The 18,813-nt window shown below is 53.8% G+C and carries 26 protein-coding genes and 1 pseudogene; 11 read left to right on the top strand and 16 right to left on the bottom strand.

Features of this window, described 5'->3' with window-relative positions; translation table 11 throughout:
- The first annotated feature begins 83 nt into the window (after positions 1-83).
- From MUN86_RS26910 to MUN86_RS26885, 6 genes are all read left to right on the top strand, one after another.
- On the top strand, positions 84-503 hold the full coding sequence (locus tag MUN86_RS26910) for a T9SS type A sorting domain-containing protein (RefSeq protein ID WP_245127074.1): 420 nt from the start codon (positions 84-86) through the stop codon (positions 501-503).
- Positions 504-1,327: 824 nt separating this feature from the next.
- A complete protein-coding gene (locus tag MUN86_RS26905; RefSeq protein WP_245127073.1) occupies positions 1,328-1,942 on the top strand; it encodes a hypothetical protein in 615 nt (204 codons plus the stop codon).
- A 379-nt stretch (positions 1,943-2,321) separates the two neighbouring features.
- Positions 2,322-2,600, top strand: a complete 279-nt coding sequence (locus MUN86_RS26900; RefSeq protein ID WP_245127072.1) for a hypothetical protein — start codon at positions 2,322-2,324, stop codon at positions 2,598-2,600.
- Between the two features lie 370 nt (positions 2,601-2,970).
- Positions 2,971-3,558: a Riean_0653 family protein gene (locus MUN86_RS26895; protein ID WP_245127071.1), complete on the top strand. Its 588-nt coding sequence runs from the start codon at positions 2,971-2,973 to the stop codon at positions 3,556-3,558.
- A 463-nt stretch (positions 3,559-4,021) separates the two neighbouring features.
- Entirely contained in the window at positions 4,022-4,450 is a 429-nt protein-coding gene (locus MUN86_RS26890; protein ID WP_245127045.1) for a DUF4288 domain-containing protein, read from the top strand.
- A 735-nt stretch (positions 4,451-5,185) separates the two neighbouring features.
- Positions 5,186-5,563 carry a hypothetical protein gene (locus MUN86_RS26885; protein WP_245127070.1) on the top strand — a complete coding sequence of 126 codons (378 nt, stop codon included), beginning with the start codon at positions 5,186-5,188 and terminating at the stop codon, positions 5,561-5,563.
- A 133-nt stretch (positions 5,564-5,696) separates the two neighbouring features.
- Here the strand turns inward: MUN86_RS26885 and MUN86_RS26880 are convergent, their stop codons facing one another.
- From MUN86_RS26880 to MUN86_RS26870, 3 genes are all read right to left on the bottom strand, one after another.
- Positions 5,697-6,053: a hypothetical protein gene (locus MUN86_RS26880; protein ID WP_245127044.1), complete on the bottom strand. Its 357-nt coding sequence runs from the start codon at positions 6,051-6,053 to the stop codon at positions 5,697-5,699.
- 88 nt (positions 6,054-6,141) lie between these two features.
- The gene (locus tag MUN86_RS26875; protein WP_245127043.1) at positions 6,142-6,738 is read right to left on the bottom strand and encodes a hypothetical protein; all 597 of its coding nucleotides are present in this window, start codon (positions 6,736-6,738) and stop codon (positions 6,142-6,144) included.
- 235 nt (positions 6,739-6,973) lie between these two features.
- The gene (locus MUN86_RS26870) at positions 6,974-7,711 is read right to left on the bottom strand and encodes a hypothetical protein (protein WP_245127042.1); all 738 of its coding nucleotides are present in this window, start codon (positions 7,709-7,711) and stop codon (positions 6,974-6,976) included.
- Positions 7,712-7,991: 280 nt separating this feature from the next.
- On the opposite strand from MUN86_RS26870, the gene MUN86_RS26865 reads away from it, so the two are divergent.
- Positions 7,992-8,297 (top strand): hypothetical protein, encoded by a 306-nt coding sequence (locus MUN86_RS26865; RefSeq protein WP_245127041.1) that lies wholly within the window; start codon positions 7,992-7,994, stop codon positions 8,295-8,297.
- 263 nt (positions 8,298-8,560) lie between these two features.
- Positions 8,561-9,073, top strand: coding sequence for a hypothetical protein (locus tag MUN86_RS26860; RefSeq protein ID WP_311182491.1), 513 nt, complete (start codon positions 8,561-8,563; stop codon positions 9,071-9,073).
- A 212-nt stretch (positions 9,074-9,285) separates the two neighbouring features.
- Here the strand turns inward: MUN86_RS26860 and MUN86_RS26855 are convergent, their stop codons facing one another.
- Complete coding sequence (locus MUN86_RS26855; protein ID WP_245127069.1) at positions 9,286-9,456, bottom strand: hypothetical protein; 171 nt, start codon at positions 9,454-9,456, stop codon at positions 9,286-9,288.
- Positions 9,457-9,821: 365 nt separating this feature from the next.
- Between MUN86_RS26855 and MUN86_RS26850 the strand changes: the two genes are divergently transcribed.
- Complete coding sequence (locus tag MUN86_RS26850; RefSeq protein WP_245127068.1) at positions 9,822-10,559, top strand: hypothetical protein; 738 nt, start codon at positions 9,822-9,824, stop codon at positions 10,557-10,559.
- 102 nt (positions 10,560-10,661) lie between these two features.
- Here MUN86_RS26850 and MUN86_RS26845 read toward each other — a convergent pair whose 3' ends face one another.
- From MUN86_RS26845 to MUN86_RS26795, 11 genes and pseudogenes are all read right to left on the bottom strand, one after another.
- Positions 10,662-11,018, bottom strand: a complete 357-nt coding sequence (locus MUN86_RS26845) for a transposase (protein WP_245127067.1) — start codon at positions 11,016-11,018, stop codon at positions 10,662-10,664.
- Positions 10,934-11,434, bottom strand: a complete 501-nt coding sequence (locus tag MUN86_RS26840; RefSeq protein ID WP_245127066.1) for a transposase — start codon at positions 11,432-11,434, stop codon at positions 10,934-10,936. Before MUN86_RS26840 ends, MUN86_RS26845 begins: the two co-directional genes overlap by 85 nt.
- A 20-nt stretch (positions 11,435-11,454) precedes the next feature.
- Positions 11,455-11,640, bottom strand: coding sequence for a hypothetical protein (locus tag MUN86_RS26835; protein WP_245127183.1), 186 nt, complete (start codon positions 11,638-11,640; stop codon positions 11,455-11,457).
- Positions 11,562-12,020, bottom strand: a complete 459-nt coding sequence (locus MUN86_RS26830) for a transposase (RefSeq protein ID WP_245127173.1) — start codon at positions 12,018-12,020, stop codon at positions 11,562-11,564. The genes MUN86_RS26835 and MUN86_RS26830 overlap by 79 nt, the downstream gene beginning before the upstream one ends.
- Before the next feature lie 341 nt (positions 12,021-12,361).
- A pseudogene (locus MUN86_RS26825) lies at positions 12,362-12,658 on the bottom strand (hypothetical protein); the annotation flags it as partial.
- Positions 12,659-12,788: 130 nt separating this feature from the next.
- Positions 12,789-13,010 carry a hypothetical protein gene (locus MUN86_RS26820; RefSeq protein ID WP_245127064.1) on the bottom strand — a complete coding sequence of 74 codons (222 nt, stop codon included), beginning with the start codon at positions 13,008-13,010 and terminating at the stop codon, positions 12,789-12,791.
- A gap of 14 nt (positions 13,011-13,024) precedes the next feature.
- Positions 13,025-13,243, bottom strand: a complete 219-nt coding sequence (locus MUN86_RS26815; RefSeq protein ID WP_245127063.1) for a hypothetical protein — start codon at positions 13,241-13,243, stop codon at positions 13,025-13,027.
- Between the two features lie 154 nt (positions 13,244-13,397).
- A complete protein-coding gene (locus MUN86_RS26810; protein ID WP_245127036.1) occupies positions 13,398-13,724 on the bottom strand; it encodes a hypothetical protein in 327 nt (108 codons plus the stop codon).
- A 169-nt stretch (positions 13,725-13,893) separates the two neighbouring features.
- On the bottom strand, positions 13,894-14,199 hold the full coding sequence (locus MUN86_RS26805) for a HEAT repeat domain-containing protein (protein WP_245127062.1): 306 nt from the start codon (positions 14,197-14,199) through the stop codon (positions 13,894-13,896).
- A 596-nt stretch (positions 14,200-14,795) separates the two neighbouring features.
- On the bottom strand, positions 14,796-15,023 hold the full coding sequence (locus tag MUN86_RS26800; RefSeq protein WP_245127061.1) for a hypothetical protein: 228 nt from the start codon (positions 15,021-15,023) through the stop codon (positions 14,796-14,798).
- A gap of 93 nt (positions 15,024-15,116) precedes the next feature.
- The gene (locus MUN86_RS26795) at positions 15,117-15,692 is read right to left on the bottom strand and encodes a hypothetical protein (RefSeq protein WP_245127060.1); all 576 of its coding nucleotides are present in this window, start codon (positions 15,690-15,692) and stop codon (positions 15,117-15,119) included.
- An 801-nt stretch (positions 15,693-16,493) separates the two neighbouring features.
- Between MUN86_RS26795 and MUN86_RS26790 the strand changes: the two genes are divergently transcribed.
- Positions 16,494-16,691 (top strand): hypothetical protein, encoded by a 198-nt coding sequence (locus tag MUN86_RS26790; RefSeq protein WP_245127059.1) that lies wholly within the window; start codon positions 16,494-16,496, stop codon positions 16,689-16,691.
- The gene (locus tag MUN86_RS26785) at positions 16,673-16,915 is read left to right on the top strand and encodes a hypothetical protein (protein WP_245127058.1); all 243 of its coding nucleotides are present in this window, start codon (positions 16,673-16,675) and stop codon (positions 16,913-16,915) included. Before MUN86_RS26790 ends, MUN86_RS26785 begins: the two co-directional genes overlap by 19 nt.
- Positions 16,916-17,507: 592 nt before the next feature.
- Here the strand turns inward: MUN86_RS26785 and MUN86_RS26780 are convergent.
- Positions 17,508-18,227 carry an SDR family NAD(P)-dependent oxidoreductase gene (locus tag MUN86_RS26780; RefSeq protein ID WP_245127057.1) on the bottom strand — a complete coding sequence of 240 codons (720 nt, stop codon included), beginning with the start codon at positions 18,225-18,227 and terminating at the stop codon, positions 17,508-17,510.
- Between the last annotated feature and the right edge of the window lie 586 nt (positions 18,228-18,813).

Below are 18,813 nucleotides of genomic sequence, written 5' to 3'. Positions count from 1 at the left end.
CAGCGGGCAGCAGTGGAGAGCAACAGTGGGTCGCGCGCTATAACGGCCCGGCCAACGGCTATGACCAGGTCACGGCCCTCGCCGTGGATGCCCTCGGCCGAGTGCTGGTAACGGGACGCTCGGAAAGCGGCCTTGGTTCCAGCCAGCAATTTGCGACCGTTGCGTACACGCAAGCCTCCCAAGCGACGGCGAAGGTCTTGAGTGCAACAACCCAGCCAACGGCGTCTGCTTCGCCAGCAAGCGGGCAGCAGTTGGCCGTGTATCCAAACCCCGCAACGGGCCCCACCACCATTCGCTTCCGGCCCGTGCTCGATGGGCCCGCGCAGGTGCTTGTCTACAATCAACTGGGCCAGCAGGTAGCCACCTTGTACGACGGGCCCGTGCGGCAAGGGCATTCCTACGAGTTGTCGTTGCGTAGCGAACAGTTACCAGCGGGTTTGTACACCTGTTCGCTGCTCGTTAGCGGCCAGCGCGAATCAGTGCGCCTCGTCGTGACCCATTAAGCTCTGACCGGTCTTAAATCTACAAAAAGCGTCTTCCACCATGGTGGAAGACGCTTTTTTTCGGGTCTCTTATGACAGGAGGTAGTTAGGTAGTGGACCAGCAGGCGGCAGGGTAAACAGCTTGGCTCTTTTCTAAACGTCCCTAGCAAGGTGCCTATAGCAACTGTGTATAGTCATGATAAGGGCCCCTTATCAGGCGTAGAAAAATGTCGATCACTGAAGCAGTGCGGAAACAGCGCGGCCTTTTACCCTCTTACAGGAGGCGGGGCTCGAAAGAGGGGCGCGTCAACCCGTCCTGATTATCCGCCCACCATCGCCCGCTACACCTACTGCTTCGTCTGGCCGGAGGCACGCTGTTGGCTCCGGTGGTGATCCGGTCAATTCGCTGCAAACCGCGTTTTTGTCTGGCCTCTTGCGGCTCCGGAGCTTTTGGGCGCGGTAACCGAATGAAAAAAGGAGTATCTCCTTCGCCAACCGGAGCAAAAAGGGAGTATCCCCAGTCGCTATCCGGACAAAAAAGGGAGTATCTCCAGGGATTTTCGACCTAAAAGCTGCTGTTTTCCTCTTGCGAAAGCGAACAAAATACTAGAAGCCAAGCATTTATCGCATTTTCGCCGGTTGTGTAGCACCCTCAAAGCCGCCCTGCTACAACCTTTCGCCCCTTGGCCTGCTCCTTGTGCTGTCTGCTTCTCGCAGCAGGTCCTTTCCCGTGCCCGCAGGAGGAATTCCGACTTTTTGCCTCCTTCACGACCGACGGGAAGGCTGGAGCCGACGTGCCCTCCTCTCGGTTCCTATTCCCTAACGCCCACCTCTACTCTCCACCCATGTCGCCCTTGCTCCGCTCTAGCAGCCTAATCACCTTACTCTTTTGCGTCAGCTGTAAGTCATTCGACCCTGGTCTGTTAAACCCTACCGCGGTCACCCTTAGCCCGAAGCTGCCGGCCCTGGAGAACCACGTTCGGGATGAGCTGGACGAGGTCACGGTGGTGGTCGGGCCCGATGGCGATGGGAGTGTGGTAGCCACTCGTTCCCGCGATGTGGCTACCTTATTTGAGCGCGAGACGAGGGAAGCCCTCACGGCGCCGTACGGCGATAAGAAAGGCTTCTTAGAACTCAAGGTCACGCCCCTCACGACCCGTGGTTCTGCGTGGCTGCTGGTATCGGGGCTGACGCTGTTCATTCCCAACGCCGTGGGCATGCCCCTCTCGGCGTGGAAAACCACGGTTTCCACCCAGCTCGATGTGCTCGATAGCCAACGGCGACTCGTGGCCACCTACCGGGCTGAGGGCGAAGCCAAGGCCGTGTGGGGTCTGTTTAGCGCCACCAACTATGCCGAACCGGGCCGGGTCGTGTACCTGCAGGCGGTGCGGCAGTGCCTCGAGCAGATCAAAACGAAAATGCAACCGGATCTAGCGCGTTTGCAGAGCCAGTTACAGTAGCGTAGGGCCCGCTTACGCGCTTCCATCGGTGCTATCGCCTTGATCGAAGGTCGCTACACCCGCTAGGGCTTCCCTGCTATTCCCTTACTGCCCTTTCCGGGCCAAGAAGGTCCGGTAGCGGAAAGCAACACGCTCTGTTTTCTGCCTGCTGAGAACACCCCGGATATATTCTTGCTTCCTTCTTCTTCGGATGAATGGTAGGTCCTAGCGCGTTTTGTCGAACGCCTGAAGGAAGGGAAAGAGTTGTATCTAAGTAGTTGTAACTGTCCGAGAAGCAACTTTATGATAACCAGCTTATTCTAACTTGTTAACACCCCACTAAGTAGGCACTTCCTATACTTTGTTTATCTAATGACTTTAATAAACAACTCCCAGCTCAATGCCGCTTGATATATACTGGCAGGAAGGACAAGCAAGAGAGTGGCTAGGCAGCCTACCCATTGATACGCCTTTAGAAGAATTGCTTTATGCTTTCAGCCAAACGGCTGGTATTCCGGTCGACCCCTATGGGGGCATCTCCCGGTTATATCGCTCGCAGTGGCAAAAGCTGATAGAACTGGCGGAAAAGCAGGGGTATCCAACAGCAAAACTACAAGCAATTCAGACGGCCGTCCAGGCTAGTAAAACGGATGGCCTTCTAGTTTTATTCGGTGATTAACATAAAAAAGACTTCTCGGACATTGGCGAGCCTGCTTTCCGCTCCCTATTCGCACCAATTTGATACCTGGCAGACATACGGCCTGATCACGGGCCCCTATCAGATCCCTAACTGAAAGACGGTAAGTACTTAAATCACCGTTTCCGTGTACGAATCAAGCGTTGGCCACCTTGTGTTTCGGCGCACAAGGTGGCCAACGCTTCGCCTTATGCCAAATGAAAAGTCCTTTTTTTCTACAGTAACTTACTGAGGTTCACTGCATATTTAGGAAGCCAAGGGTAGCAGCAACGCCTACTTAATCAGTACATGAGGTTGGGCAGCACTGACACAGCGACTAGGTTTGCGCGCATTCCTATTTAACTGGTCTACCATGAAAACTTCCCCGTATCGTTCGTTCGGCTGGCTGCCGGGGCTGTTTTTGCTTCTCGGGTGCGACACCACCGAGCCCGAACCCCGGTTGAAACTGCCAGCGGTTACGTCCGAGGGGGCCAATACCCTGGGTTTTGAGATCGACGAGCGCGTCTGGGTCAACTACGGCCGGGGCTGCTTTGGCTTCGGGGGCGGCGGCTGTTTCGAGAACAAGTTGCAGGCAGATTTGAGCACCTTCAACGGCGTGCGTTCGCTGTCGCTATCGGCCGGATTAGCGACAGCCCGCCATCAGGAAAGTTTTGGCTTACGCATCGATACGTTGCGGGGAACCGGTACATACTGGGCGGGGCGGCCCCCGGCCTCCTCGATGCCGGGGGGAGTGGCCACCGGGGCGACCGGCTTAATGCTAACGGAGGGGCGCCTCCGACAGCTTTTCGTCAGCCGCGCAAAGTCGACGCGCATTGTCCTTACGCGCGTCGATACGGTTCGACGTATTGTCTCCGGCACTTTTGAGGGCCGGCTCGAAGAGGGCTTTACTCCGGGCACCTTCATAACGATTCGCAATGGGCGGTTTGATGTGACCTATTAAGCTCTCCTTTCCCTGAACAGCAACTGGTGGGGCTCGTAAGGCTTCTATTCTCGTACGGTGGCCCTATTCGAGCTTAAGAAGCTAGTTTACCAATCAACGTTCAGGAAACTCTGCGAGGTAGTGAGTTTCCTAAACTCTATCCAGCGTGTCTTTGTGGCCTATTGTGTCGCAAACAACAGACAACAACAGGCCGCACACCCTTGCAATTAACAATGCTTACGAGGCGCACTATTGGCCGGGTTTGCAAATGCCGATACCACTCTAGTTAGACAGAAACGAGAAATAGGCGACTGGCTGGCCTGTGCTATTCCCCGGAAAAATTTCTTAACATAATTGGTGTTATAAACGGAACCTATGATTTGTTATACATTTCCAGCTGTTCTCATCTTTGTTTAGTTAGGTACTTTTCTAGGAACTATGGTCGCTCACTATCAAGGCTAACAACATCTGCATCAATCGCAACATGACACATGAAACTAAGGAATGGTATGGCGTTAAGTTACTGTTTACCTATACCTTGGTTGGCGAGCCTATTCCAGCTCTAGTGGATGCGCTCTTTGAGCCGGACGTGAGAGCCTACGAAGAAAGCATTGTGCTATTGCAAGCTGAATCAGCGGACAGGGCGTATGAACTGGCCGACCAGTGGGCCAAGCAACGCGAAACGGACTACAGCAATACGTATGGCCAACAGGTCCTCGTCCGTTTATACGACGCACTGGATTGTTATCAAGTAGACCTAGAAGAGGGACAGACCCTGGTGAGTGGGGTGGAAGTATATTCCACTATCATCGAAGGCAAGGCTAGCCAAGAACTAACCACGTTTATTGATCAAGCTTTTCCTATTCAGCCTGGTCACAAACACATGTTCCTAAACAGACGGTTTAATGGCTAAACAGAACTCCTTTTCATAGCGCCTGCTACTCACCAACCAAACAGCCGTAACGTTTGTTGAACGGCTCGAGAAGATGTTACAGGCTAGAGATGGAGAGCCGTTTAATGACAGCGCGCGGTCTTCCACACTTGGTCTACAAGCCTGAACAACGTAGCTTTCGCCGATGGGAAGCCTTCGAATTCGCTACGTCTGCTTTGTCACTCCGCCGACACCTGCGCAAGTAGTAACTCAGGTAAGGAGCTTGACCAGAATCGCGATTGGCGTGGCTTCACAAGACGAGACCCACTTAACAGTTTTTCATCCCGCCCATCCTGAACAGCTCCTTTCCTTAAGCTGGTCGACCGATCGCTTACAGAAGATAGCGCTGCTGAAGGAGACAGCAGGGTTCAACTCCCACTGGCTCCCCTTTCCTGCTATGCCCCACTGCATTAGCCTGGAATCAGCGCCACGCACCACGCTCAGCTATCGGTACTTGGAAACGTCCCTGTTGGTCGTTTTACAACGCTGTGACGGGTTGCTAGAGGATTCCAACCCGCTTCCAAACTGGGCAGGAAAACCATGGCATGACGTCCACTCTCCTGCTACTTGGAGCAGGCTTAAAAGGTATTGGCCATAGCATGGCTTGACTTCCTCACAGCACTACATCCCCTTTTCTGAACAACGGCCAAGAAAGCGGACAAATCAGTCCAAGACCAGTACCCGTACCCGTACCTGGCCCATCCTATTCAGTGTTTGATGATGCTCCTGTCTCTTTGCTTTGCCCTACGCCTACTGCCCTGGCCGCTGTGTGCTGAACGCTACTCTATCCAGCGTGTGAGCGAGTCCCCTCACCGTCTTCTCTTCTTTGTCGGTACTCTCTCCCTTAACTCGTGTGACTCTACCTTTGTCTTGACACGGTTCACGTTTGCCACTCCCCCGAGCAAGCACGCGGTTCCGATCGGCAAGGAAACCCAAAGCGGTTCGTACTCTCTGCGGAAGCAGCAGCTTCTACTCACCGTAACGGCGGGCGATTTACCTCATCAACCGATCTACTTCAACCGCCGAGGCCGCAGACTCTACTATTATGAGCCTTATCAGGTGGGAAAGAACCGGGCGGCTTGGCGCAAACGCTGAGGCAAATAAAAGCATTACGCGAGCGAGTAGGCCAATTGTCACTTTATGAGGGTCGTTTGTAAAATGACAATTAAAATATTATATGTTTAATATATAGTCTGTAAACCAAGTCTTCCCCTAAGCAAAGAGGTCCCTAGTGCCGTAAAGTCAGCGTTATGAGGCTGTCTTTTCGGTTGCCTAGCGTATCCCGCAAGTGAAGGCGTACGTGCTGGTCGGTGGTGCTAGATGCTACCAGCTTGGTATAGCCGGGAAAGAACCCGACTACTACTTCTTGGCCCGCTCGCACTTCGCGGACTTGAATGCCGTTTGGCACGGTGGCGTTTGAGGCAATCGTATAGAGGGTGAAGCGCTGCTGTGTCTTGGGAGGATCGACCTGCCTCAGCAACTGCGGAGGGTTGGTATCAAAAATGGAAAAAGTGGCCAGCTGGTAGACGAGTAAGCCCAAGAGAACGAGGAGCGAGGCAACGAAGAAAACTGCTTTTCTTTTCATGGCTTGTTTTCTTTGACGGACCCTCTGTAAAATGACAAATGGCTTATAATGCTTGCTTGAGCACTGTTCTTTGGCTGTTAGGAGCTCCCTATAATAGAAATAGGTTGTCGTAGTCACGGCAGATGGCCACCACGGCTTGCTGGTCTATCTCTGCGGCTATCTTCACTTCCAGGTCCTGCGTGAGCGTCGCTCCGATTGGTTGTCCCTGCCGGTAAATGAATTCGTACCCCTCCGCCTCTAAATCCAAGAAGGTAGCCTCTGCCTCTAGAATGCCACTTAAGTCTAGAAACCAGTTTCTAATACTAAGCGAGTGTTGAAACAGCCGGCTCATGGCCGAAGTGGCGGCATCAAAACTGAAAAAAGAGTAGTCGCTTGCCTGTATTTGCTTGGACTCTAAATAAATACACCCAACGCGTCCACTCGTGTCGGTAGGGAAGTGGTCGCGGTATTCGCTTTTATTGAGGAAGTATTTCGGCTTCCTATTATCCGTGTACGCATTATAGGCACCATCAATTGAGCCCTGCAAATACCACAGTAACGCGTCATCAAGCGGGAAAGTGAGCGTAAGACAAGTGCCGAATGGCTCTGGTAGCTGCTGGATGGATCCTGCTTGCAAGATGTGAGCTAGTAGACGTTGCTCATCTGCTTGCTTAACAAGCATCACATATCGAAAATTAAGTCCCATAATGCTGAAGGGCCGAGGATAGAGGTTATCATTAAAGTACTACGATTTAGAGGGAGGGCATTAAGGGCAAAAGTCGTCACTATTCCGGGAGAGAGCTTATAAAAAACATTACGTTAAGCAACTTTATCAAGAAATTAAGCGGATGATTGCTTCGTTCCTAGCAACAGAAAAATTCAATTTCCAAATCGTTTTTTTACTTATATCCAGGGATTTGTTTCCCTTGCTTGAAAAGTTCTTATTCTCGCTCTGTTAGCGAAACATTGTCGATAAAATAATAGGCGTTGAGAACAAAACGGCCTTGCAGTCTGCCTGCTTGTAGCCCTTGACCAATAATCGTCCGATAGGCTAGGCGGCTTACCTTTCTTCGCGGAAGACCAAGGTAACAGTAGGAAAAGGGTTCGGTAGCAGTAAAGTCAGCTTCCACTACTTGCCAGGTGTGCTGACGGGCCACGGCAATTCCTTTAGAAACGTCGGGCTCCACCAACTCATAGTGTTTCGTGAACGAAGGACTCCTCGAGAAGGAGACATAGATCGAGTCGCTCGCAATACCGGATGAATCAGCTAACGACAGGAAAAAGCGAATATGGTATGTCTTGCCCACCGTCAGAGGTCGACTCAGCTTGGTGTAGATGACTTCATGGGAAGCATAGTTCTCTTTCGCTCCCCGAGTGGTATTATAATGAAGCAAGTACAAACCCGCCTGTCCTTCGCCCTCGTACGCTTTCCGGTACCCGCTAAAATTACGGAGCACATCCACCGAATCTCGCCGCTGTTCCGAACAGGTGTGCAGGTAATCCGGTGTGCCTTCATTGCCCTGCCAACCGGTTGCTAAGCGAATTTCGCCCGGTTCGATGGGACAAGAACTCATCGTTTCAAAGTCCCCATTAATAATATATTCTTGAACTTGTCCCTGCGCACGAGAAGCCGTTAGGATCCCGGAAAAAAGCAGGAGCAGAAAGCAGCCTATTGGCATAAACTAAGATAGAAGAGGTAAGTGCTCTTGACTATTATTCGAAGCATAGCCTCGCAAATATCAAACCTAGGTCTACAGAGGAGTCTTGTATGTAGGCTGAAAGCTCCTATAGCCTGAGGGGTTCACAGCAAGTGCCTTGTTTCTGAATTGACAGAACAGGAAGCTAGGAATCATATTACCCCAAGGCTTTCCATGATGTCGTATAAGTACCAATTATATTTAATAGGAATGCAGGCGCTTATACTAGGCCATTCCCGTCCACTCTTCCTGCTTTGGTCTTATGGCTAACCTAGCGCCCTTCGCCTGGCTGGCGTTGTACCTGAACTTAGGGTTGAATCTCTTCGGCCTACTCACCATTATTAGCTGCAATATCCTGCACTGGTCCTGTGCGGCCATCGCCTACTATCTCTACGCGGCGCTGTGGCTAGGTGTTCCGTTGTTTATCCTGACTCTGTGGGGTGCGCCATCGGGTACCTTTACGCGGCCACGCCTCGCTCAAGCCCGGCGCTACCGACGCCTGTTTTTGCTCAATCTCGGAATTGTGGCTCTTCTCTTCATCCCGGCTGTAGTCGCCGTCTTCTTCTAACGGCTTTCTAGTTGCTATCGTGGGGGCACAACAGGATTCCGGGGCAGACAAAGGACCTCTGGCAACTGGTGTTCGGATTACCTAGTGAAAAATGCCCTCGAAAACCCGCGTTTTCAGGGGCGTTGAAGGGGGTAGTAAAGGTGTTCGAAATAGAGATCATTTCGAACAGGCTGTATTGCGTTCGAATCACTAGTGAACCCCTTATCAAGCCTTGCTAGTGCGCATAGCGAGCGGAAAGCGATTTCGTTTTCTATCTTGAGCCGATGATACGGGCAATTCCACTAGGACAGAAGCTGAGCAACCAGCTAGTAACTGTGCTGCTCAGCTTCACGACCCTAGGCACGAGCTGTACGTCCCCTCCAGATTCCGCCCTGCAAGTGCAATGGGGTGCCAACTCGACAAACAGCTTCCCCCAGGCCGTGGACGTTTCTCGGCTCGGTACCTACCCCGCCCGCACCTGCTCCGGCGGGGGGTATTTTTATGATGATGTGCTGGAATACCGCGTGTGGGTGTCTACCCGACAGGAGGGAGAATACTACCGCGCATTTGCGGACTACCCAAGTGCATGCAGTTTTTCCACCCGGACCGCCGGCGCGCAAGCGCCCTGTGTGCTCGTGCGGCAACAAGAGTATGTGGACGAACCGCAACAGGACGTGTTCTTGCGCGTGCGCAGTGAGCGCCTAACCGAATGGCGGCCCGAGTGGCTGGCAGGCAGTAAACGAACCGGCACGAGCATCGACCAATTTCTGGCTGAGCAGCCCCGCGCTACTCCCTGAGGTAACGCGGCCCTAAACCGGTGTGGGCTTACTTAAATAGCGGCGAAGACGCTCCCCTTTAATTGGACAGTTGTTCAACGCACGTTTGTAAAATGCCAAATGACTAAAATCTCTTGGAACGCGAGCTATCCAAGCAAGTAACAGAGCTGGTGCTCATTTATGGTTAAGGTTAGAAGCATTGTGCGGTCAAAAAAGCAAAGCATTCGATGGCCCTAGTCTTGGCGTACACACAGGTACCGGTCACCAACCGCGTGCCCTTCGAAGTAGGCTACCTTGCCGGGTAAGAAGGAAAGGATGGTCGTGTTGCTCTCGCCCACAATGACTTCGAGCGCCTCGTCCAGGCGCATGGTGCGCGCATGGAACGGCTCGTAAGCAGAAAGCACATAACACGTGGTTACGTGATAGGGGTTGAGCGCTTGCCGCACGAAGGCTATATCGTCTTGCTTACTGCCTTTAGGCAGTTGAGTACAGTAGCGCAGATCTAAGCGGCGGACAAGTTATCCAAGCCAAGCATGGGTTGCCTTTTTGAGGCTTTTGGTTCGCTTCCGTACGCTGTTGGTAGCGTTTGGCCAGAAACGCGGTCAGAAACGCTTGTAGATGATCCGGCATGGACTATAAAGAAGATGGTTGTAGAGGATACATAGCTCGTAACGTCTTTTCGAGCACCGTTCAACAAACGTTACGGTTTAGATATACTAGCCGTCGTGCACCTTATTCCGTTTCCAGCTGCCGTAGTATCTTTCAGCTGATGGCCTTCTCTACCACCTATCCGCTCGACTGTGGCAAGCATGAGATTCTCTATCTAGATGCCGACGAAGACGGCAACTATATTGCTTTGCTCAGCAATGGAGAAGTGTGGCAAAACGTGGGGGGAAACCTGTCCCGTCTGCCGCTGCCACGAACGTTTAAAGCGCCACGCATTCGAGACCTAAAGGCCGGACACTTCGTCGTCATTGATGCCGGGGCTTACTCCCCCAGTAACGGCTATATTTTCAACCCGTTCGGTGAGTTGGTGCGCTGCTTTGATGCAGGTGACTACATCGAGCAGGTGCTGGTTCACGCCGATCGGATTGTGATTTCCTATCAGGACTCCGGCATAGTCAGTGGGAAAAAGCCGAGCAGTGATGGCGTCGCCGTGTTTGGGCTGGATGGCGAACGGGTTTACGGCCTTAACTCGCAGTATTCCTACTGGATGTTGCATTGTTATGCGCTTTGTAAACTGGGCAAGGATAGCATCCTGGCCTATAGCTACACCGACTTTCCGTTGCTGGAGGTGCGCTTGACCGACTTTCGAGTCTTACAACAGCCCACACCCCGAGACTTTGAAGGGTCGCACGCCCTGTCTCCGAGTTACGGCAATCTTATTTTTTACGCTTCCTACCAGGATAAGACCAGCTTCTTCTGGTGGGATCGAAAGCGAAAAGTGAAGCGGTTTGGGCACTGGCCTGCTAGGTACCTATGGGGCATTGGGCTGGCAAGTTTGTGACGGTTGATGCCCGCAGTTTTACGATCATAGATTCGATGGAGATGATGAGGAAAGAGCATCATTCATAGCGCCTCATCACGAGCATAAGTGTCAGCTTAGAAATTAGCAAGACACAAAATCAACGCACTCTAAAATCGGCAACCATTTTATTATTTTTCCTGAGTGTCGGTTATAACACCAGTGGCTGTTGCAAAAGTAGAGTATGAGCCAACGAACGGGCCCGGGTGCTGGTAGGGAGATCACGCTATTGCCCGGCTGGCAGGCGTGAAAGCGCAGGCACTTCTTCAAGTTATAGGCCATCGCGGCTATGTACAGGACTTTGGCGGCTCCTGCTTGGCCCTTCTTGCTGAGGTGGCGCAAGCCATAGTAGGTGATCAAACTGCCCAGTACGGGTTCGACGGTTGACGCGCGTAGTCGCCGCATCCGTTGACCAACCCGCGTGGCCAACCGCGCGAGCATGCGCTCATAATGAGCTTTGTAGGGGTATGATGTAGCCGTTTCTCGCGGGCCTTCTTGCCTTTGCATTGTGCCGCCAGCGGACAGACCTTGCACTCGGCGGCCTTGGCCATGTAGCGTTTCTTAGGATTACCCTGCGCATCGACGAACACCTTGTCAAACGTCAGCTGCTTACTCTGGCTGCAGGTATAGCGGTCACGGGCCGCATCGTAAGTAAAGCCGGCGTGCTCGACTTTGTATTTGCCATGGGCCGGAATATAGCCGGTCAGACCACGTTCCTCCAGCTGCTCGTAGTTCTCCCCTGAGCTGTAGCCGGCATCCGCGATAACAGTAGTCATGGCCAGCGCGAAGCCGTTTAACCGTTGCTGCGTAGCGTCTACAATGGCCAGCAAATACCGGCTGTCGCGCCAGTCAGCCAAGTCTGCGTGAATGTGCGTGATCACGTGCTGGCCACATCGACGCTCACGCTAGCCGTGTAGGCCAACTGGCGAACCTTGCCCGTTTTGAAGCAAATGCGGGCCTCTGGATCCGCCGGACTGTAGTGGGTCAGGTTGCTAACGAGTCGTCCGCTTTTGGTCGGGGCAGCCTTGCGGATGGCGGCATGAAAGCGTTGGATATGCTGCAAGCGGTCCACCGAAGCGGTGATGCATGGGGCGTTGGCGGGGCTGCGTTGGTTGTCGCCTGCGTGGAGGTCCTTGAACGCTTGGACTGGAGCCGGCTCATGGAGGCATTGGCTTTAATGTAAGCGGAATCAACGGCTTGAGTATGGCCGCTGACCAGGCCCTGCTGAATGCACAACCCGACAATGTGCGTAAAGCAAGCTTCAAAGACGGAGACCGGTAAGCGTTGCCGCGTTCGCGAGACGGTACTATGCCAGGGCAAGGGCTGGGCCAGATCATAGCCCAAAAAGGCACGGATACCCAGATGCAATTGCGCCAGTTCCAGGAGTTTGCGATCGGAGGTGATATTCTCCAAGTGGCCGACCAAGAGCAGCTTGACAAACACCACGGGATCGAGCGAGGGCCGACCGCCTGCGCTGTAAAAAGGCGCGAACAGGGCCGCACAAAGTTGAAATCAACCGTCTGCAGTAGTTGCTGGTAAAAGTGGTGAGCGGGGACCAATTTGATCAGCGACGTCTGGATCGGGTGAAAGCCAAGCATGAGTCACTAACACTTAAATCCCACCAGGAGTTGACTTTTGCAACAGCCACACCAATTATGTTAAGCAACTTATCTAAGGAATGAGTTGGTTGCATTCTAGCACTTTAACACCAGTAAAATTATATTCTTATAAAGTGTCTTTTCCCCTTAGCCTGCTTGTCTTCTGCTGACGAGCCTACGCTCTACTCACTTATCTGACCGGTTCAACGGATTGACAATGGTATACGGCACGCGGATCGTGAACGAGTCGGAGCGCGTACCGATCAAGGCCCGGATGGTACCGGTCCAATGGGCCGTGACGCTGTCAGCTTTTCCGGTAGCGGAACGGGGTACTGGAAACGAGACCTTTCCGCGTCCTAACCGGTCCAGGGCAATCGGCCGGCCATTGACGCGCATGCCTTCTAAAACGACAGCAGGAAGCGAGTGCGACAAGAACAGAGTGGCTCGGTACGTGTCGCCGGCCGCGATGGTCCGCGTTTCGGCGACGGCCGAGGCAAAGTCATAGCCGCTAAAGTCGGCGTTGCGCCCACTTTAGCGGCTAAGGGCTGCAGACCCGTGGCGTGTACGCGCAGGACTTCGGCTTTCGCCTGGGAAAGCCAAGCTAACACGGCGACTAAGGGCGCATCGTGGTAAAGTTGCTGCAGCTGCGTCGGGGTGCGAAACAATACTGGAAGCCCCGTGTGCTCACCTGAAATGAATGGGCATAGGTGGTGAGCTTTTGTTGTAAAGCGAGCGCCGCCCCATGCGCAAACAAGAGTTGGGTCACCGTACGATGGGCATCTAACTCCGCTAAGCCCTGCTCATTGCCGGTGGCTTGCAGCAGCATGTGGCGCATAGAATCCAAGGTGGCTAAGAGCGCGTAGTGCGGGCATGTTGCGCCTGCGCCTGCTGCAGCAAGGTCACATCCGCCCGCTGAAATCGGCTCATTTCGGTGTTTGCCTCTATTCCCTTCACCGTCAGGTAAGTGGCTTGCCAGGCCGCGGCGTTGAGCGGTTGCAAGGTTTCATCGAGGGAGCGATACCGCTCGAGTTCGGCAGCCGAAGGGGAACAGCTACTCAACAGCAGCACAAGGAGGAGAAAAGTAGCTGGATAGAGTGCAGATAAAGTTGCGTCTCAAGTGAGGGCAGCCTGCTGGCGTCACGCGTTGAGCAGGAGGGGCAGTTCATAATAAGTGTCGTATAAGTCGAATTATGTTTAATAGACTTGGCTCTTTCGCCATGGCCTATTCGTGCGTGGGGAGTATTCCCAACCAGATACCATCGCCAATCGTGGGGAGTCGGTTCATGCCGGGAAACAAGGTTCCGGTCATCTCGCGGACGCGCTCCTCACTACTAGAGACTGGTAACTCTGTGCCAGGATCAAGTAGCTGGACGGCTTGCTCGCGCATCAGGTCACGGATGACGTGCTCATGCTGCGTCACCTGCTGTAATTCTGGCAAGGACGCCTCTGGATAGAGCGTATGGATTTCGGCCCCTAAAAACCAGAGCTCCGTGTAATCATCTTTGAGGATGCTCAGCTCCCGTTCTTTGGCCTTCAAAAAAGCATGCATAAGGAAAGTAGGGGGTAATAGTCTTGGCTGATGGTCGGCTTACAGTTCGGACTCTGTTACTCGCGCAAATAGGCCAGAAAGCCGTTTACACACGCCTGGATCTCTTCGGTGGTCGTAAAGGGATTCACTCGTTGTTCTAACTGCCCTCGAATAGCCTCCCATTTACTTTTTATGGCGTAGAGATCATCGCCCGGAAGGTAAAGGATTGGTGGTCTAAGATGCGTTTGGCGCCCATTTGCACCTCGGAATCGCCATAAAACAGTAAGTCAAACAGATCAGGTAGTAAGTGCTGGCAATCCAGATACTCCAGCGCGTACACCAAACTGCCGCGATATGCCTCATTCTCTGGTTTGCGAATCGCCTGCAGGAGCGCCGGGACGGCCCGGCTATCGCCGATCTCATGCAAGGCAATACAAGCTCGGTTGCGAACCAACACATCGGGTTGATCGAGCAGGGCGAGTAAGAAATCCAACACCTCCGGCTCGCCAGGGAGATCAGGGCATCGAGCGCCGGCTCACTAATGGTCCAATCGCTCGAGAGAAAATGGGCTTTGAGGGTAGCAAGATCGTGGGCCATGGTAAACTGTACCGCTTCGACTGCAACAACAGGCCTAACGAAAGTTAGCCTTGCTGCCATAAGCCTAAGTTAGACGGAACGAAGAGCACATCTAAATACTATCTTCTACATTTCTGAAGAAACTGCTTTACATAAAGTTGCTTCTCGGACATCAAGCGACAAGTTTTACTTCACTCTACCGGCCACGGCACAAGGTACTGGTGTGTACCCTTTCGCCTTCCAGTGTTAGCTACTTCAGGTTCACTCTACGACAGAAGCTGGTGCGCCCTCTTTCCCCTTTAGCGGCCGTTTCGTTGAAAAGCGGGTTTGCTAGATAAGGGAAGTAGAGCTCTGAGGGGAGCAAGTAGACGAGCTGGCTTGCTGTCCGCTTTGCCCCGGCAAGCAGTCTACAATCAGGCGCGGGTTTTACTTTGCTGGGGTGTTGCGCACAGCTCCTAGCAGATGCTTGCTGCCGAACCTAGCGGCCGTAGAGAGACGGGTAGGAAAAGAGCCACCCTACAGCTGGAGCGTGTTGAACGAAGCAAAATCCCCTTTGGCCGTTTCCTGCTGCTCCACGATGGGTTGCGCTGGATTTATAACGCGCTTGCCCTTGATGTAGAAGCAATACTTTACTTCTTTCCGGTCCGACTTTACCCGTAAACGCCACCCGGTGGGCGTTTTCTGCATGACGCGCAAGAAATTGTAGTCGCCTTTGATCTCCACCACCACGGCTTGGCGGCGCATACCCGGGTAAGTCAATGACGGCGTTCGCCTCTTCTGTATCGCGCAGATTGGCTAAGAGGGCCGTGGTTTTCCAACTCGGTTTCTGCACGGCCGCTAACACCTGAATCGCGGCCTGATTCTGGCCATTGACGGCCAAAACCTCGGCTTTGGTAAACTGCACTTCCGTGCTGTCCAGGCGCTGGTTGGTGTACATATACTGCTCCCAAAGGGAAACAGAACGCGGGCGTTGGCGAAATCCTTCTCGATATAGAAGTTATCTAAAAAGGCCAGGCGTAACTGCGACTCCTTTTCACTGGCACTGAAGGAGTCTTCTTCTTCTAAAAAGCGGTGGACCGCGGCGGCGCTACCCGTCGTTTGCATCACCTGCGCCAGGCGGCGGCTCGCATTGTGGGGAAATTGGCTGGCTAACAGGATATGGCGTGGGCCTTGTTTGAGTAAGGCGGGTACACTCGTATGCCAAGGCGTTTGGTACTCTTCCGCTAGGTAAAACCAGATTTCGCCGGTGGCGAGATTGTGGATGTTGGTGTAGACCGACGTGGTAAACTCCCGCTGGGAGGTGGCAGCGGCAATCTGGACGAAGTTGGCGTGGCTGACGCCGTCCTTGGCCAGCAATGCTTGCGCCAGCGGGTAGCGCCAGCAGCTCTGCTTCTGCGCCCCGGTGGCACACACGTTGAAGTTGGTGGAGGTGAGCTGCTTGGTCGCACGCAGAATCGTATCCGGGTAATAACGGCCAGATTGCCCTCCTTATCGGCCAGATGAATCTGGTCGCCTAGGCCCGGCAAGTAGTACGTGTCCCACAAGGCCAAAAACTCCGGCACCGTTTGGCAGTGCTCGAGCATATATTCGAGCATATTGCCGTGGGGAAAGGGCTGTTTGCCCACGCTGAGCTTATAGTTCTGGGGCGGGGGCAACGCGTTGATGTCGAAAAAGAGCCGGCTTCATTCACCCCTCCTTGCACGCTACTCTGCGCCGAACCGTAGGTAAGGGTGATATAGCCAGCGTCTTTTATCCTGAGCGGGAAAGACGTTCACATAGTTGGAGGCAGTATGGAAGAAGTCTTCGTTGTTCATCGCCCAGGTCTGGCCTTGGCGGTCGGTACCCGAGACGATGGTGCATGCGCCGAGCCAGCTTGTGGGCAGCAGGAGCAGAAGCAAGAGAAGGCATTCTCATCAGGTGGGTCGAGTAGGACGGGGAAAAGGAGAACGAATAGAAAGATACGGCCTACTAGCTCGTTCGAAACGCGGCCTTATCTCGAGAGCAGAACGTATCTGCATCTCGGTTCGTCAGCGGACTACTGGGGGAGCGCGTCATTCGTTACAGCGCCAGGGAAAAATGGGTGCGCTAGTTCCGGCCGAACCCAAGCCCAACCAATACGCGCACGAGTACCCTCCGGTCAGCGCATGGACAGACCGGAGGGTACTCGTGCGCGTATTGGTTGGGTAAGGGCCCGAAAGTGCGGACCTTTGGTGTATGCCTCGCAAAGAAGAACTGCCCCAGATCGGCCTCAAGTTGCCGGTGCCCGACTATACCCTGCTCAAAGAAGAAGCCGCCCGCGCCGGCGTACTGGTGAACACCTATGCCCGCCAACTGGTCCTGACGCGGGGCCGCCGAGGCGGCCGCGTTCAGGCGCACTATCAGCGCGGGAGGAGGTGCATCAGGAATTGCTAGACGAGTATTTTCAAGCCGCGTTGCAGGCCAAGTCCTTCGCGCAGCAGCAGGCCTACTTCCGCGAGCAGTTTCAGCTCATTGAGTTCTATCTCGCCAAAGGCGAGCTAGCGAAGGCCGCCGAAGCCGCGGCCGAGGCGTTGAGCGGCGCAACTTCAGGTCGTCGTGCATGGGAAGACCACTCCCGCCTTACCGCGGATTCGTTAGCCGACGCCCCGTTGGCGTAAGGGCCGGCACGACGTTACAGCAGGAAAGTATACAATTAACTGATATTCAGCAAGTTATACACTTACTCAAATATAAAAAGGCGATTTAAGGCGTAAAAACGCCGGGGATACTCCTTTTTACTCCGGATGAAACGAGGATACTCCCTTTTGCTCCGGATGCGCGAGGGGGATACTCCTTTTTCCATCCGTTACCGCGCCTGAAAGCGCGGAGCGGTAAGGGTCGACTGAAACGCGGTTTCCAGCCAATTGACCGGTCACCACCGGAGCTAACAGCGCGCCTGCACTCAGATAGAGTAGTAGGGGTAGCAGGCGATGGTGGGCGTATAATCAGGACGGGTTGACGCGCCCCTCTTTCGAGCTCTGCCTCCTGAAAGCGGGTTAAAGGCCCTGCTGTTTCCGCACCAGTTTAGTAGCTCTTATAATTTCTACGCCTGATAAGGGCCCCTTATCGAGGGTAATTAGATGCTAAAAAGCGAATGGGGCTTAGCTATGTAGCTATAAAATGATTAAAGCATAACAACTCATCAGAATTTGGAGACTTGGTCCCCTAGTCTGATGAGTTGTTCGCTTACCATCTAAGCCTTAGCACCCGCTAGCGCTTAAGGCTCACCCAGCACTGGTCAATACGCACCCCACCCATTCGCTCCATCCAAATGGTTTTGAAAGGGTTTTTGGAGTCGGCGTACTCTTGTTCCAAGTCGGCCGTCATTCGGTTAACGGTCGTCTGGAAAGGACGGGTGCCATCTTTCATCGCGATAAGCCGGGAAACCGCGTCAGCTACCTCCTGGGCATCCATGCGGTACTCGGTTATTTTCCCCTCCATGATGCCGCCAAACTGCTCCAGGGCCGTTTGCATAGCCGGTCCGTACGCCGCTACTACTTCCGGCCGGTCCGGCCCATAGCTGGCGGCTTTGGCCCCTATTTCCGTCGGAAATGGTCCGGGCAATACGGATACGGTTTCGATGCCGTACCCTTTCACTTCGTGCCGGATGCCTTCTGTGAGGGCTTCCAGCCCGAACTTGGTCATTTGGTAGGGCACAACAAAGGGGGTCGCCACCACGCCAAACCCGCTGGAGATGTTGATAATCAGCCCCGATTTATGTGCTCGCATCGACGGCAACACTGCCTGATAGGCCCGTACCACGCCGAACAGATTGACCTCAAACAGATTTTTCATCTGGGCAATCGAGGTCGCCTCGAGTAGCCCAAACCCGGTGATGCCCGCGTTATTGACTAGGACGTCTAAATGACCATACTTTTCGAGGGTCGACGTGACGGCCTGCTGAACCGACTCGTCGCGGGTGATATCCATCTCACCACTTCCACGTTAGGCAGCGCGGCCAGCTCCTGGGCAACCGCGGCGTTTTTACTGGTGGTGTTGCGCATCGCGGCGATGACGCTGTGGCCTTGCTCCGACAGGGAAAGCACCATCAGCTTGCCAAAGCCGCTGCTGGTCCGGTAATTAAAATGTTTTTTGACATAGCGTACGCTGGTTCTGAGTACGCCAGCTGTTCGTTCAGCTGACCCTGCAAAATTCAGCGCGCGGCTAGGCCTAGAAAGAGGACATTTGACAGAAATAACCGTGACATTTATCACAGCCACTGGCTAGGGTGCTGGCCAGTACGAATAAAAGGGTGGCTAGCTACCTAGTGTAGCTCATGGTGCTTGCGGACTCGGCTCAGCGTTTCGCGCGCGAGAGCCCTAGGTAGGAGGCCACCATGTGCAAGGGCACGCGATTATGAAAATCGGGAAAGGAGCGGAGGAAGACCTGGTACTTCTCTTCGGCGGTTGAACTAATGGCCATGTGCAGCCGGTCAGCCTGCGCAGCGATGGCGCGGCCCATTAACTGGGTCTGCAGGGCGTCGAAGGCGGGATTTCTCTGCGAAGCATTTCCCAGT

This window comes from Hymenobacter volaticus (assembly GCF_022921055.1).
In the GTDB taxonomy this organism is placed as follows: Bacteria; Bacteroidota; Bacteroidia; order Cytophagales; family Hymenobacteraceae; genus Hymenobacter; species Hymenobacter volaticus.
This window is presented reverse-complemented; position numbering and strand designations above follow the sequence as displayed.

Excerpts from the sequence above, each read along its gene's own strand:
- MUN86_RS26790 (WP_245127059.1), top strand. The coding sequence starts at position 16,494 with ATGCCTCGCAAAGAAGAACTGCCCCAGATCGGCCTCAAGTTGCCGGTG.
- MUN86_RS26800 (WP_245127061.1), bottom strand. The coding sequence starts at position 15,023 with ATGCGCCGCCAAGCCGTGGTGGTGGAGATCAAAGGCGACTACAATTTC.
- MUN86_RS26850 (WP_245127068.1), top strand. The coding sequence starts at position 9,822 with ATGGCCTTCTCTACCACCTATCCGCTCGACTGTGGCAAGCATGAGATT.
- MUN86_RS26870 (WP_245127042.1), bottom strand. The coding sequence starts at position 7,711 with ATGCCAATAGGCTGCTTTCTGCTCCTGCTTTTTTCCGGGATCCTAACG.
- MUN86_RS26860 (WP_311182491.1), top strand. The coding sequence starts at position 8,561 with ATGATACGGGCAATTCCACTAGGACAGAAGCTGAGCAACCAGCTAGTA.
- MUN86_RS26780 (WP_245127057.1), bottom strand. The coding sequence starts at position 18,227 with ATGGATATCACCCGCGACGAGTCGGTTCAGCAGGCCGTCACGTCGACC.
- MUN86_RS26895 (WP_245127071.1), top strand. The coding sequence starts at position 2,971 with ATGAAAACTTCCCCGTATCGTTCGTTCGGCTGGCTGCCGGGGCTGTTT.
- MUN86_RS26890 (WP_245127045.1), top strand. The coding sequence starts at position 4,022 with ATGACACATGAAACTAAGGAATGGTATGGCGTTAAGTTACTGTTTACC.
- MUN86_RS26900 (WP_245127072.1), top strand. The coding sequence starts at position 2,322 with ATGCCGCTTGATATATACTGGCAGGAAGGACAAGCAAGAGAGTGGCTA.
- MUN86_RS26885 (WP_245127070.1), top strand. The coding sequence starts at position 5,186 with ATGATGCTCCTGTCTCTTTGCTTTGCCCTACGCCTACTGCCCTGGCCG.
- MUN86_RS26865 (WP_245127041.1), top strand. The coding sequence starts at position 7,992 with ATGGCTAACCTAGCGCCCTTCGCCTGGCTGGCGTTGTACCTGAACTTA.
- MUN86_RS26810 (WP_245127036.1), bottom strand. The coding sequence starts at position 13,724 with ATGCATGCTTTTTTGAAGGCCAAAGAACGGGAGCTGAGCATCCTCAAA.
- MUN86_RS26875 (WP_245127043.1), bottom strand. The coding sequence starts at position 6,738 with ATGGGACTTAATTTTCGATATGTGATGCTTGTTAAGCAAGCAGATGAG.
- MUN86_RS26880 (WP_245127044.1), bottom strand. The coding sequence starts at position 6,053 with ATGAAAAGAAAAGCAGTTTTCTTCGTTGCCTCGCTCCTCGTTCTCTTG.
- MUN86_RS26820 (WP_245127064.1), bottom strand. The coding sequence starts at position 13,010 with ATGCGCCACATGCTGCTGCAAGCCACCGGCAATGAGCAGGGCTTAGCG.
- MUN86_RS26905 (WP_245127073.1), top strand. The coding sequence starts at position 1,328 with ATGTCGCCCTTGCTCCGCTCTAGCAGCCTAATCACCTTACTCTTTTGC.
- MUN86_RS26845 (WP_245127067.1), bottom strand. The coding sequence starts at position 11,018 with ATGCTCGCGCGGTTGGCCACGCGGGTTGGTCAACGGATGCGGCGACTA.